The sequence below is a fragment of the Rhodococcus sp. EPR-134 genome, assembly GCF_001647205.1.
Lineage (GTDB): Bacteria > Actinomycetota > Actinomycetes > Mycobacteriales > Mycobacteriaceae > Rhodococcus_F > Rhodococcus_F qingshengii.
Window position 1 is genome coordinate 1 of the sequence record NZ_LVCT01000197.1, and the last position, 13,466, is coordinate 13,466.

Consider the following 13,466-nt stretch of genomic DNA (forward strand, 5'->3'; position numbering starts at 1 on the left):
AGTGTCGGCACAGTGAATCCGCTCGGCTTGTCTCCTGAGGGCAAAGACTCGTCGGTCCAAGGCAATTCCGCCCACACTACGATCTCGTGACTCGGCGCACGTCACAAAACACTGACTGATGTACGGAGCGCACTGCGCGGCAACGGTTCCGACGCAGTCTCGGTCGACTGGCACCTCTCGCCACCCGATAATCTGCAGTCCTTCTGCCGCTGCGTACCGGTGTATCCGAACTACCGCGCGCCGACGTGCTTCCTGATCCACCGGGAGAAAGCAGTTTCCGGCCGCGTAGGTGTTCTCACCCATCGCGTTGGGTGGTGGAAGCTCGAACTCGGTCACCGCGTCGAAGAACTCCGTCGGCAGCTGAATCAGAATGCCCGCGCCGTCTCCGCTGTTGGATTCGCGCCCAACTGCGCCGCGATGGGAGAGATTGCCCAGGACCGCGAGCGCATCGTCGACAACGGAATGCAGGTGGCGTCCAGAGGTGTCTGCTACCACGGCTACACCACACGAATCGGTTTCCTGATCGGGGTCGTACAGGCCCCGAGGTTCAGGTATTCGAGAAAACGGCACTCGGCGACCTCCACGCGGACATGCAGCCGACGTGCGCTAGTTTATCAGCCCATAACCGCAGGTCGCGAGAGTAAAACTGTGGCCCCCTGACGACGAGCGTCAGGGGGCCACAGTTCCGAACATCGTTTTCGATCAGCTACGCAGTGGCCGACCTTGGCCGTCACGCACGCTACCCGTCAACATCATAATGCCGTCGATGAAAGCCCAGATCCAGATCGCTGGGACGACCACAATTCCCACGACCAGAAACAGAAGAATGTAGCCGAGGAAGATTCCGAGTAGCTGGAGCACTCCGATAGTCGTGCTTCCGATGTACAACCGACCGATGCCGCAGATACCGATGAATCCGAGAAGAATCTGCAACAGGCCAGCGGTGGTCTTCGACTTGTCCGAGAACGGTTCACCCGTCAGCGGATCACGGCCATAAGGCGCGGATGCATCAACCAAACCGTAGCCGGGTTGGACGTACCCCTGAGCTTGTGGGTACCCCTGAGGCTGACCGTAACCCGGCTGTGAGTATCCCGGCTGGGGGTAGCCCTGCGGCGGAGCCGCGTAGGGATTCGGAGTCTGATCTGCCGGTGCACCGTAGACGGGACCGTCCGTCGGGGTTTGGGTCGGCCTCGAGTAGTCCGGCGCCGGATAGTCGGTCGCCGGATAGTTCTGAGCGGCGTAGCTTTCCTGCGACGTGTACGGCGCTGTGGGCTGATTCGGGGTGGAATCAGAATCGGCAGCGGGAAACGCTGTGGTCGATTCGGTTCCGGTCGGCGGCGGGTAGATGGGGTGGTTTCCCCATCCCGGACCGTTTCCGACTCCCGAATACGTGTCCCAGCCTGGACCGGTGCCGGTGGTCTCCGTCGACGGCGTCTTTTCGGTGGGTGCCGAGGTTTCCGTCAACGACGCATCCGCCGTCGCGTCGTAGTCGAACGGCGACCCGAACTGCGGTGGAACCGGCGGCTGTGATCCAGACGAGTCCCCCGACTCGGAAGGTTCCGGATTCTTGTTCAAGTTAGGCAACGTACTTTCCTTCGATTCGACGACGGTACGTAATAGCTTTTGTTATCGGACTTCGAGAAGGTTCGACCTTCTCGAGGCCAGTCCCCCACACATGTTTCCTCGGTTCGCGCTCGCGACTCATCCTCGCAATGGCCGGCGAGCACCGTCCCGCGCATTGCCCGAAAGTATCACGATGCCGTCGACGAACGCCCAGATCCAGATTCCGATCGCAAATGGAATTCCGATGAGGAACGCCGACATGAACAGCGCGAAGAACATGCCGAGCAGTTGGCACAATCCGATGCCGACACTTCCGATATAGAGGCGCCCGACTCCACAGATTCCGAAGAAGCCCAGCAAGATCTGCAACAGTCCAGCGGTGGCCTTCGACTTGTCGGAATACGGTTCCCCGGTTACCGGGTGCCGACCGTACGGGGCGTAGGGATCTCCGAACCCGTACATCGATGGAGGCGGCAATGGCTGCTGATATCCGTACGGATTGGGCGCGCCGTAGACCGGTCCCTGATCCTCGGGGAATCCCCCCTGCGAATAGGGACCTGTCACGGCTTGTCTTTCTTCGACAGCTTCACCGCGTCCGACGACTCATCCGACGCTGCCGTGGAGGTGCTTGCCTCACTGGAAGCGGATTCAGCAGCATCGGATTCAGAATCTTCAGCATCGGCCTTCGCCGAATCAGTTTCGGTAACTGGCGCCGCGACTCCTGCTTCGCCGGCAGCTACCGCAGCGACGTAGTCCTTCGACTTCAAATCAGCCGGATCCTCACGACCCTTCTTCGCCAGGAAGAAGTAGGCCAGTGCGGCGAAGAACACGATCCCCGAAGTGAAGGTGTTGACGCGAATGCCGGCGATCTCGTAGGCGAAATCGTCGCGCATCAGTTCGACGACGAACCGGCCCAGGCAATAGCCCGCGACGTACAGAGCAAACAGGCGTCCGTGGCCGATCTTGAATCGTCGGTCGACGAGGACCAGCAGGATCACGATCAGGACGTTCCACACAGCTTCGTAGAGGAACGTCGGGTGAACGACCCGAATGACTTCTCCGTTGGAGACACCTGCCAGTTGATCGAGCTGGCCGGAAGAGTTCACACGCTCGAAGATCTCGAGGCCCCACGGGACGGTGGTCTCGCGACCGTACAATTCCTGGTTGAAGTAGTTGCCGATACGACCGATAGCCTGCGCGAGCAAGATTCCGGGCGCAATCGCGTCTCCGAGGGCGGACACCGGAATGCCGCGTCGACGGCAGCCGATCCACGCACCGATGCCGCCGAGGAACACTGCTCCCCAGATTCCGAGGCCTCCCTGCCACACCTTGAGTGCGTCGAGTGGCTGACCGTTCTCGCCGAAATAGGCGGGCCAGTCGGTCAAAACGTGGTAGAGCCTGCCACCGATCAGACCGAAGGGAACGGCCCAGATCGCGATGTCGAGAACGGTCCCCTTCTCGCCGCCGCGGGCGACCCAACGACGATCTCCCCACACGATCGCGACGATGATGCCGAGGATGATGAAGAGCGCGTAGGCGCGAAGCGCCACCGGTCCGACGTACCAGACGCCTTGGGGCGGGCTGGGGATATAGGCCAGCAGGTCCACAGTTGAGGTCACGACGCCACGGTAGCCGAGCGGACGCCCTCGGCGAGTTCTTCGGTGAGCGAGTGAACCGCTCCCAGGCCGTTCTCGACCGCGGAGACCAGAGCCGAGCCGACGATGACGGCATCGGCGTATGCCGCGATTTCGGCAGCCTGTGCGCCGGAGCGAACTCCCAATCCGACGCCGACGGGAATGTCGGAATGCGCGCGGATTCGTGCGGTCAGTTCCGGAGCCATCGAAGACACGGCGTCGCGAGCGCCGGTGACACCCATCGTCGAGGCCGCGTAGATGAATCCACTACTCGCATCGAGTGTCATCGCGAGTCGTTCTTCCGTCGAGGACGGAGCGACAAGGAAGATCCGGTCGAGGTGGTGCTCCTCGGATGCTTCCATCCAGGCGCCGGCTTCTTCCGGAATGAGGTTGGGGGTGATCAGTCCGAGCCCGCCGGCGGAAGCGAGGTCTCGTGCGAACTTGTCGACGCCGTACTGCAGTACCGGGTTCCAGTAGGTCATCACGACGGCCTTGCCGCCGACCGAACTGATCTGCTCGATCACGGTGAAGATGTCGCGAAGGCGAACGCCGTTGGTGAGTGCAGTTTCGGCTGCACGCTGGATGGTCGGACCGTCCATGACCGGATCGGAATACGCGACACCGACTTCGATGATGTCGCAGCCACCGTCGACCATCGCCTTGAACACGTCGATCGATTCGGGAACGGTCGGATAACCGGCAGGCAGGTAACCGACGAGGGCGGCACGCTTGTCAGCCTTGCAGGCGGCAAAGGTGGGTGCGAGGCGTGATGGTCGTTCGCTCACTTGTCCGAGCCTTCCGTGTTGTCGTTCTCGTCTGCTGCATCATCCGGAGCGGCTGCCTGACCTGAGGCGCCGTCGAAAAGACCGAACCAGCTTGCGGCGGTGTCCATGTCCTTGTCACCGCGACCGGAGAGATTGACGACGATGATCGCGCCCTCACCGAGTTCTTTGCCCAGTCGGAGTGCGCCGGCGACGGCGTGGGCCGATTCGATGGCCGGGATGATGCCCTCGCGGCGCGAGAGCAGCAGCAGCGCATCCATGGCTTCACTGTCGGTGACGGGTTCGTAGGTCGCACGCCCGATATCGCTCAGGTAAGCGTGCTCGGGTCCGACGCCCGGGTAGTCCAGACCAGCAGAGATCGAGTGCGATTCGATGGTCTGACCGTCTTCGTCCTGGAGGAGGTAGGAGTAGGCACCCTGGAATGCACCAGGGGTACCGCCGGCGAACGTTGCTGCATGCCTTCCGGTTTCGACACCGTCGCCGGCCGCTTCGTAGCCAACCAGCCGTACCGACAGATCGTCGATGAACGGGTGGAAGATTCCGATTGCGTTGGAGCCGCCTCCGACGCAGGCTGTGACTGCATCGGGCAGGCGGCCGGTCAGTGCCTGAACCTGGACGCGTGTTTCGAGGCCGACCACTCGCTGGAAGTCCCGAACGATGGTGGGGAACGGGTGCGGGCCTGCCGCGGTACCGAAGCAGTAATAGGTGTTGTCCGCGTGGGAAACCCAGTCGCGCAAGGCTTCGTTGATCGCGTCCTTGAGCGTGCGCGAACCGGTCTCGACCGAAACGACCTCCGCGCCGAGCAGGCGCATGCGTGCGACGTTCAGTGCTTGACGTTCGGTGTCGACAGCACCCATGTAGATGACGCACTCGAGACCGAGCAGTGCACAGGCGGTGGCCGATGCCACACCGTGCTGGCCCGCTCCGGTCTCGGCGATGATGCGGGTCTTGCCCATACGCTTTGCCAGCAGAACCTGACCGAGAACATTGTTGATCTTGTGAGAACCGGTGTGGTTCAGATCTTCACGCTTGAGAAGGATGCGCGCACCGCCGGCGAACTCGCTCATTCGCGTTGCCTCGAAAATCGGCGACGGGCGCCCGGTGTAATCGCGCTGCAAGCGGTCGAGTTCGTTCAAGAACGTGTCGTCCGCTCGAGCCTTTTCGTACTCCGCAGTGACTTCGTCGATAACCGCCATGAGGGCTTCCGGCACATGCCGTCCGCCGTAGACGCCGAAATGGCCTCCGGCGTCGGGATCGTGGGAGCGCTCGGTGAGTCCCGCGCTGGCCGGCGGCAGGTTGCCGCCCTTGAATATTGCACCGGAGCCTGGTTCCTGAGTACGTGAAGTCACCCCACCAGTCTGCCCCAACGGTGTCGCTGGTCACCGCCCGGGTGCATCAAAGCACGCCGGGCGGGTGAAGCGATTTATCGAGACGGTTTGGGGCAGGACGGGTGCGCACCTGCATTGACCAGATCTGCGACGGCCTTGCGAGGGTCGCCGCTGGTCACGAGGCCTTCACCGACGAGCACTGCGTCGGCGCCCGCCCCGGCGTACGCCAACAGATCGGCAGTTCCGCGAACACCGGACTCGGCAATCTTGATCGTCTCGGTCGGAAGACCGGGAGCGATGCGACCGAAGGTGTTCTTGTCCACCTCGAGAGTCTTGAGATTGCGGGCGTTCACACCGATCACCTTGGCGCCGGCTTCGAGCGCGCGGTTGGCTTCTTCCTCCGTGTGCACCTCGACGAGGGCAGTCATTCCCAGAGATTCGGTGCGATCGATCAACGAGGCGAGCGCCTGCTGCTCGAGTGCCGCGACGATCAGCAAGATGACGTCGGCGCCGTGAGCGCGAGCCTCGTGAATCTGGTACGGCCCCACGATGAAGTCCTTGCGGAGCACCGGAATGGTGACCGCTTTACGGACTGCGTCCAGGTCGGCCAACGAGCCGTGAAAACGGCGCTCTTCGGTGAGAACACTGATGATGCGTGCGCCACCGGCTTGGTACGCCGCGGCAAGCTCAGCGGGATCGGCAATGTCGGCCAACGCACCCTTTGACGGGCTCGCTCGCTTGACCTCGGCGATGACGCCGATGCTCGATTCCAGAAGTGCTGCTGCAGCATCGAGTGCAGGCGGTGCAGCGGCCGCAGCAGCCTTGACTGCAGCGAAGTCGAGTACGGCTTCGCGGGCGGCGACATCAGCGCGCACCCCGTCGAGAATCGAGTCGAGTACGGTCATCGTGGCCCGAATCCTTTCTGGGCAAGAGCCCGATGTGAGATACGTCATCAGGGTGGTCTCAGCCTAGTGGGACGAAATTTTGCTACTCCGTCGGGGTACCCACGCAGGTGAGGGTTCAGTCTTACTCAGTGGGACGACCCCGGTTTCGCGCCGTTGTCTCCCCCAACTCCGTCGTCCCCGTCAGTCTCTGTCGGGTCCTCTCCGGCGTCGAGCGCATCCCACAACATCCGTTGTGTCACAGGCTCGTCCGATGCGGGTTTGTCTCCCTGACCGAGCTTGGCTGCGGCCTCGCGGCGCGCGGCAGGGTTGTCGTATTTCGACGACAACCCGCCTCGCACTGGAGGTTTGCGCATCAGAAGTACCGCCGCGCCGAGCGCCGCCACCGCTCCGACCAACGCAAGCAAGGCAGGCAATACCGAAACAGTCGTCGAGAGATCTTCCGGGTGACCGGACAACTCGGCCAAGTCCACCGCTCGGTCCGCAGAGGCTCCGGACACCAACAACTGCACTGCCGGAACCGCTACCGCGATGGCGACGAGGGCAACCAACAGTCCGACTACCCGAAGTGCCCAACCTCGCACCGCAAACGACGCCGCGATCGCCGCCAGAAGCGCGAGCGCGAGCGGAGTCATCGCCGCCGCCCAGGTGCTGCCGTCGAGATCCGTCGTCCTCTCCAGCGTCTTGCCGTCGCTCGAGGTCAGATGAACCCACGTCATTCGTGAGCTGCCCCACAGAGCTGCTGCCGACAACGCCAGCAGAAGCGTTCTCGGCACGGCGGTGCCACGAGAAACGCTTGTAGGCTCCGCTGCACTCGACTCGTTCTCACTCACTGATCGTCACCTCCGATGGTGCGCAGGGTGTGCGCCGACGCAATCGCGCTCAGCACTGCCATCGCCTTGTTGCGGGCCTCGGTGTCCTCGTAGACCGGATCCGAGTCGGCGACGACGCCGGCGCCCGCCTGGACGTATCCGATCCCGTCCTTGATCAATGCCGTTCGGATCGCGATCGCGGTGTCGGCGTCGCCGGCGAAGTCGAGGTAGCCGACGATGCCGCCGTAGATACCGCGCCTGGTCGGTTCCAGTTCTTCGATCAGCTGCATCGCTCGGACCTTGGGTGCCCCCGAGAGGGTTCCAGCGGGGAAGCATGCGGTGACGGCGTCGAGAGCGTGCTTTCCCTCGGCCAGATGTCCGGTGACCGTCGATACGAGATGCATCACGTGGCTGTACCGCTCGATGTGCCGGTAGTCGTGCACCTTCACCGTGCCCGGGCGACAGACACGACCCAGATCGTTTCGCCCCAGATCGACGAGCATGAGGTGCTCGGAGTTTTCCTTCTCGTCGGCGAGGAGATCTTTCTCGAGCAGGATGTCGTCCTCCTCTGTGGCACCGCGCCATCTGGTTCCAGCGATCGGGTGTGTTGTCGCGACGCCCTCGGCGACGGTTACCAGTGCTTCCGGGCTCGAACCGACGATCGAAAACGCCGTCTCTCCATCACCGTTCGGCACGTTGAGCAGATACATGTACGGGCTGGGGTTCGACGCTCGCAGCATCCGGTACACGTCGATCGGTGCTGCAGTGCAATCGATCTCGAATCGCTGCGAGAGAACTACCTGGAATGCCTCGCCCGCTTCGATGTCGCCGATCAACTTTTCGACATCGACACCGAAGCTTTCGGTGGTGCGCTGACGACGGTAGTTCGGAGTCGCTTTCGAAAATGTCGACACCGTCGATTTCGCCGGCGCCGCGAGAGCACGAGTCATCGCGTCCAACCTGGCGACTGCGTCGTCGTACGCCGTGTCGACGCGCTCGTCCGTGCCGTCCCAGTTGACGGCATTGGCGATGAGGGTGATCGCCCCTTCGTGGTGATCGACTGCGGCGATGTCGGCGGCAAGCAGCATGACCATCTCGGGGATCTGCAGGTCGTCGACCGCGGAGTCACCCAATCTCTCGAGGCGCCGCACCGCGTCGTAGCCGAGGAATCCGACCATTCCGCCGGTCAGCGGGGGCAGGTCGGGCAGCCGCTCCGAACGAAGCAGCTCGAGGGTGGCACCGAGCGCGTCGATCGGGTCGCCGCCGGCCGGAGCGCCGGCCGGAACGTTGCCGTACCAGGCCGCCTCTCCGTCCACGACGGTCAGTGCAGCCGGACTCCCGACGCCGATGAACGACCACCGCGACCACGAACGACCGTTCTCGGCCGACTCGAGCAAGAAGGTGCCGGGACGATTGCCGGCCAACTTCTCGTACGCCGAGAGCGGAGTTTCGGAGTCCGCCAACACTTTCCGAGTGACCGGAACGACCCGGTGCTCAGCTGCGAGAGCTCGGAACTGCTCCCGGGTCGTGGTGGAATCGGACGCGTCACCGACGATCGCGGTGTCGGATGACCGTGCGGACATGGAGGTGGGCTCGCCGTGCATGGCTCCATCATCCCAGGCTCCCCCATGTGGCCGTCGTGCGCGGGTAACCTCGGCCGAATGAAACCAGGCCAACTCGCTCCCGATTTCTCACTGCCCGACCAGGACGGGACTCCGCGCTCGCTGACGAGCCTGCTCGAGAACGGACCCTTGGTCCTCTTCTTCTACCCGGCAGCCTCGACGCCGGTGTGCACCGCCGAGGCGTGCCACTTCCGTGACCTCGGCAGCGAATTCGCCGCGGTGGGCGCTTCGCGAGCGGGCATCAGCACCGATACGGTCGAAGCTCAGTCCACCTTTGCCACCGCACAATCCTTCGACTACCCCCTACTCGCCGACACCGAGGGCAAGGTAGCCGAACAGTTCGGCGTCAAGCGCGGACTCCTGGGCAAGTTGGCTCCGGTCAAACGCTCGACCTTCGTGATCGACACCGACCGCACCGTCCTCAAAGTCATCTCGAGTGAACTACGCGCCAACACCCACGGAGACCAGGCGCTCGAGTTCCTTCGCAATCGAAGCTGACGTGCCTGGGCACCTGATTCTCTGCGCGATTTAAACCCTCTATGCGACCTGAATCGAGCGCTTCGCAAGCCCCATCCAGAATCCGTCGATCACCTGGGTGGGCACCTGTTCCGGATCGGACGACGCACCGAGCGTGACGAACAACGGGGCGAAGTGCTCGATGGTCGGATGCGCGTACGGCATCCCGGGAGCTTGAGCGCGGAAGTCGATCAAGGAATCGACGTCACCGGCAGCGAACCTCTCCCCTGCCCACGCGTCGAATTCCGCCGACCATCCCGGGGCCTGCGCCTCCGGTGACGGATCGCGCAGGAACGGTAGCCCGTGCGTGGTGAATCCGGATCCCACGATCAGTACACCTTGCTCACGGAGTGGCCGTAGGCGCTGTCCGAGATGGAGCAAACGCTCGGGATCGAGGGTTGGCAGCGAAATTTGCAGTACCGGGATGTCTGCGTCCGGGTACATCACCGTGAGCGGCACGTAGGCACCGTGATCCAGGCCTCGATTCGGCTGCTGAACCACGCGTTCGTTGTCCGGCATCAACGCGGCAACCTGGGCGGCGAGTTCCGGAGCGCCGGGAGAGTTGTACTTCGCGCGGTAGAACCTCTCGGGAAAACCACCGAAGTCGTAGATGAGCGGGGTGCCCGTGGTCGTCGATCCGATCGTCAGCGGTGCTGATTCCCAGTGCGCCGATACGACGAGGATTGCCGTCGGCCGCGGAAGATCGCCGGCCCACGCCCCCAACTGGTCGACCCACAACGCGCTGTCCACCAGCGGCGGAGCACCGTGGCTGAGATACAGCGCAGGCATGGTTGTGGTGGACATACGGACTCCTCGGGATAGACATTCGTCGTAAGTTGAAGATTCAACCTAATATAAAACTCAACACTTGCGTCCCGCAACTATTCCCCGCAGGATTCTTCTGGACATGCGTCTGAGACGCTGTACACAAGCACGCTCCGTGCACGAAGAATGCTCGACCCGAAGGAGAAGTCACCGATGAGTGAACCGACCGCGCAGCCCGACGCGCAGTCTCAGACGAAGTGGCTCACAGCCGAGCAGCAAGAAGCATGGCTGACACTGATCGCTCTCGTGACACGGTTGCCTGCCGCACTCGACACTCAACTACAACGCGATTCGGCACTCACACACTTCGAATACTTCGTACTCGCGGCACTCTCGGACGCCCCCGACCACAAGCTCCAGTTGTCGGTACTGGCCCAGCGCGCGAACGCGTCCCTGTCCCGCCTCTCGCACGTGATCACGAAGATGGAGAAGGCCGGCTGGGTGAAACGGGAAGTCATTCGTGGCAGCCGCGGCTCCAACGCAGTGCTCACCGATGAGGGAATGGCAAAGGTGGTCGCGGCCGCACCGCCGCACGTCGCCTCAGTTCAAGGTCTCCTCTTCGAGGGCCTCGACGATCGCCAGGTCGCCCAGCTTTCGTCGTTGGGTACAGCAATGCTCACCCAACTGGACAAGGGAATCGCCGCCGGACTCGGCAAGGCCTGACCACATCCCCGAGACGAGCGACTGATGATCAAGACGGCAGCTTCGCGAGGTCGAGTGCAGCCAAGTGACTGAACAGCATGCTCGCTCCGATCGGGTTTCCACCGCCGGGGTACGTAGTCCCGCTGGCCGCTGCCATCGTGTTCCCCGCCGCGTACAACCCGGCAATCGCCGTACCGTCGGCTTTGAGCACCCTCCCGGTCGCGTCGGTCCGTAGACCACCTTTGGTCCCGAGGTCGGAGATGCCGAAAGCGGCAGCGTGAAACGGCCCTTGATCGATCGGTACGAGCGGCGAAGCCCCCTCGGAGAAGGCGCGGTCGTACGCAGTGTCTCCTCGACCGAAGTCCGTGTCGAAGCCAGTCGCCGCAAACGCGTTGAATCGCTTCACGGTCTCCACCAGTTCCGCTGCGGGAACATCGATCTGGGCAGCGAGGTCTTCGAGTGTCTGTGCACTCTTCCACAACCCCGCAGCCACATACTGCTCCGTCTGGGCCATGGGTACGTTGGGTGCCTTCACCGGCGGCACTGCGCCTTCTCTGTTGTCGTAGATCATCCAGTACGGCGTGGTCACTTTCCCTGCCCGCATGTGTTCGATGACAGAGCGACCCAAGCGGTCGTACGGCGCTGATTCGTTGACGAATCGACGACCGTCGTCGTCCACGAAGATTCCGCCGGTGAACCACAGCGCAAACGCGGAGCGCCCATCTGGATGGGTGAGTCCCGGCGACCATCAGGCCTCGCCCATCAGGTCGGTGTCGACACCCGCGGCGACCGCCGCCTGGTGCGCCTTCCCGAGGTTGCCGGGGCAGCCCATCGTGTCGAGAGCGGATCCGGGGACACCGAATTCGGCACGCATGGTCTCGTTCTGCTCGAATCCACCGGCGGCGAGGATCACTCCTCTGCGTGCCTGAATGGTTCGACGCCGACCATCTCGGTCGACGACGGCTCCGACCACCACTCCGTCCTCGACAACCAGTTCCTCGAGAGTGGTCTTCAGGTGCATGGTGGCGTTCGGGAGTTCCGCAAGAGCCAACAGGAATCGACCGATCAACGACTGGCCGCCGACGAGGTACTTCGGCAACTCCTCCCCCAGCCGTTCCGTCGCCAGCGGCGGACGAAGCGAATCACGAAGCGCACCCAGCTTGTTCGCGTTCATCGGCTTGGGAACAATGTGCCGTCCGCTCGCTCGAGCCTTGGGCTCTTCACCGAAGTAGTCGGGCCACGGCAGTATCTGGAACTCGAAGTTCGAGTCCTCTTCGAGGTAGTCGATCAACCCGGCGCCACCTCGAACGTAGGCTTCCTGAACGTCGGCGGGCGTACGATCACCCACCACTGATCGGTAGTACTCCAGCGCATCCTCGATGGTGTCGTCGTCCCCGCCCCGACGAAGAACGGCGTTGCACGGGAACCACATTCCGCCGCCGCCCGAGTACGCCGTTGTTCCGCCGTACTTGTCGGTTGCTTCGATCGCAATGACGTCGAGGCCTTCGCGGGCTGCCGTGTACGCGCCGGTGAGTCCGCCGCCTGATCCCACAGCGAGTACGTCGCACGTCTCGTCCCACTTCGTCATCGTCAGCCTCTCTGATTCTGGGCACAGTTTCCGAACATGTTCTAGAAATCGTTCTAACACATGGACTTAGCGATCGCGCGGGTTCGAAATTCTGTCCCACCGAGCGGGAGCGAGACATGACGCCGAGCGGGAGCGAGAACGAGAACGAGCAGCGATAGCGCACACTTTGCTCGCACGGGTCCGATCCCGTAGTGTCTGGACACATGTCTGGTAAGACCAAGTTCGAGTCCACTCGTCGACGGCTCACACAGCAGCAAGCCGAAACCGTCGATCGATTGACCGCGGCAGCGATCACGGTCCTGCGCGACAAAGGGTTTGCGGATCTGACCGTGCGGATGGTGGCAGCGGAAGCCGGTGTCGCCGCGGCTACGGCGTACACCTATTTCTCGTCCAAGAGTCACCTTGTGGCAGAACTGTTCTGGCGCCGACTCGACGCGGTACCGCACGAGCCCTCCCCCGAGACGGAACGAGAAGCGCAGGTCTGCTCGGTCCTTCGAAGCGTCGCACTCCTCGTTTCCGACGAACCGGAGCTGGCCGCGGCCGTGACCACGGCGATGATGGGCAACGATCCCGACGTCGAACACCTTCGGGGACGTATCGGCAAGAACATCCGCGAGCGGCTCATCGAGGCGCTGGGGCCGTCATACGATCCCGACGTACTCGAAGCACTCGAAATCTCCTGGTCCGGAGCGCTTGTCCGAGCCGGCATGGGTTACGAGTCCTATTCGCAGATCGCAGACCGGCTCGAAGTCACTGCCAGGCTGATCATGGCGGGCCGCGACAACCTTCACTAGATGGGGGTCATGGCACTCACCAGCCATGTGCCGTCGACTCGATCGAGTGTCACCTCGACTCGGCTCGACGTCGACGCTGGTGCCGGCCGCGCGATACTCGTCGTGATCTGATCGACAAACAGGAGCAATTCCGCTCGGTCTGCAGCAGCGGAGAGCACTCCGACATCGACTACTCGCGCCTTCGTGCTGATTCCTTGCTCCTTCGACTGGGGTGCAACGGTTTTCGATCCGAATTCAGCGAAGCGGTCCTGAAATGTTCCACTTGCGCCCTCGGCAGCATGTGCAAGATCCTCGTCCACCGTGTCGCTGTTGTAGCTCAAGAGATTCTCGACGAGCATCGGCGCCACACCGATCACCTCGGCACGTGCGGTTTCGGCGGCTGCCGAACGGTGGTGACTCCAGATCGCAGTGCCGCCGACTCCCATCAAGACCAACGCTGCAAGCGCTATGACCATGCG

The 13,466-nt window shown here is 62.9% G+C and carries 13 protein-coding genes and 2 pseudogenes; 3 read left to right on the top strand and 12 right to left on the bottom strand.

The annotated features are described in order from the left end of the window. The 9 genes and pseudogenes from A2J01_RS08970 to A2J01_RS09010 form a co-directional block, all read right to left on the bottom strand. Positions 1-495, bottom strand: a pseudogene (locus tag A2J01_RS08970) (glutamate synthase subunit alpha); the annotation flags it as partial. Positions 496-702: 207 nt separating this feature from the next. Next, a complete protein-coding gene (locus tag A2J01_RS08975; RefSeq protein ID WP_058227005.1) occupies positions 703-1,575 on the bottom strand; it encodes a TM2 domain-containing protein in 873 nt (290 codons plus the stop codon). Positions 1,576-1,701: 126 nt separating this feature from the next. Continuing rightward, complete coding sequence (locus A2J01_RS08980) at positions 1,702-2,127, bottom strand: TM2 domain-containing protein (RefSeq protein WP_030536756.1); 426 nt, start codon at positions 2,125-2,127, stop codon at positions 1,702-1,704. Then, a complete protein-coding gene (gene lgt, locus A2J01_RS08985) occupies positions 2,124-3,182 on the bottom strand; it encodes a prolipoprotein diacylglyceryl transferase (protein WP_176742007.1) in 1,059 nt (352 codons plus the stop codon). Before lgt ends, A2J01_RS08980 begins: the two co-directional genes overlap by 4 nt. Further along, positions 3,179-3,982: a tryptophan synthase subunit alpha gene (gene trpA / locus A2J01_RS08990; RefSeq protein WP_064112549.1), complete on the bottom strand. Its 804-nt coding sequence runs from the start codon at positions 3,980-3,982 to the stop codon at positions 3,179-3,181. Before trpA ends, lgt begins: the two co-directional genes overlap by 4 nt. Then, positions 3,979-5,328 carry a tryptophan synthase subunit beta gene (gene trpB / locus A2J01_RS08995; RefSeq protein ID WP_007728699.1) on the bottom strand — a complete coding sequence of 450 codons (1,350 nt, stop codon included), beginning with the start codon at positions 5,326-5,328 and terminating at the stop codon, positions 3,979-3,981. Before trpB ends, trpA begins: the two co-directional genes overlap by 4 nt. Positions 5,329-5,402: 74 nt before the next feature. Next, on the bottom strand, positions 5,403-6,212 hold the full coding sequence (gene trpC, locus A2J01_RS09000) for an indole-3-glycerol phosphate synthase TrpC (protein ID WP_003944016.1): 810 nt from the start codon (positions 6,210-6,212) through the stop codon (positions 5,403-5,405). 125 nt (positions 6,213-6,337) lie between these two features. After that, on the bottom strand, positions 6,338-7,042 hold the full coding sequence (locus tag A2J01_RS09005) for a TIGR02234 family membrane protein (RefSeq protein ID WP_050656512.1): 705 nt from the start codon (positions 7,040-7,042) through the stop codon (positions 6,338-6,340). Continuing rightward, entirely contained in the window at positions 7,039-8,625 is a 1,587-nt protein-coding gene (locus A2J01_RS09010) for an anthranilate synthase component I (protein WP_007728697.1), read from the bottom strand. The genes A2J01_RS09005 and A2J01_RS09010 overlap by 4 nt, the downstream gene beginning before the upstream one ends. A gap of 57 nt (positions 8,626-8,682) precedes the next feature. Here A2J01_RS09010 and A2J01_RS09015 point away from each other — a divergent pair, with 57 nt between their 5' ends. Beyond that, a complete protein-coding gene (locus tag A2J01_RS09015) occupies positions 8,683-9,141 on the top strand; it encodes a peroxiredoxin (protein ID WP_030536758.1) in 459 nt (152 codons plus the stop codon). A 39-nt stretch (positions 9,142-9,180) separates the two neighbouring features. On the opposite strand, the gene A2J01_RS09020 is transcribed toward A2J01_RS09015, so the two are convergent. Continuing rightward, positions 9,181-9,963 carry a dioxygenase family protein gene (locus tag A2J01_RS09020; protein WP_003944012.1) on the bottom strand — a complete coding sequence of 261 codons (783 nt, stop codon included), beginning with the start codon at positions 9,961-9,963 and terminating at the stop codon, positions 9,181-9,183. A 174-nt stretch (positions 9,964-10,137) separates the two neighbouring features. On the opposite strand from A2J01_RS09020, the gene A2J01_RS09025 reads away from it, so the two are divergent. Next, a complete protein-coding gene (locus A2J01_RS09025; RefSeq protein WP_030536759.1) occupies positions 10,138-10,647 on the top strand; it encodes a MarR family winged helix-turn-helix transcriptional regulator in 510 nt (169 codons plus the stop codon). A 28-nt stretch (positions 10,648-10,675) separates the two neighbouring features. Here the strand turns inward: A2J01_RS09025 and A2J01_RS09030 are convergent. Further along, positions 10,676-12,214: pseudogene (locus tag A2J01_RS09030) on the bottom strand (FAD-binding protein). 203 nt (positions 12,215-12,417) lie between these two features. On the opposite strand from A2J01_RS09030, the gene A2J01_RS09035 reads away from it, so the two are divergent. Continuing rightward, positions 12,418-13,008, top strand: a complete 591-nt coding sequence (locus tag A2J01_RS09035; protein WP_064112550.1) for a TetR/AcrR family transcriptional regulator — start codon at positions 12,418-12,420, stop codon at positions 13,006-13,008. Here A2J01_RS09035 and A2J01_RS09040 read toward each other — a convergent pair. Continuing rightward, positions 13,005-13,463 carry a hypothetical protein gene (locus A2J01_RS09040; RefSeq protein ID WP_231915748.1) on the bottom strand — a complete coding sequence of 153 codons (459 nt, stop codon included), beginning with the start codon at positions 13,461-13,463 and terminating at the stop codon, positions 13,005-13,007. The two genes, A2J01_RS09035 and A2J01_RS09040, sit on opposite strands and share 4 nt — an antisense overlap. Between the last annotated feature and the right edge of the window lie 3 nt (positions 13,464-13,466).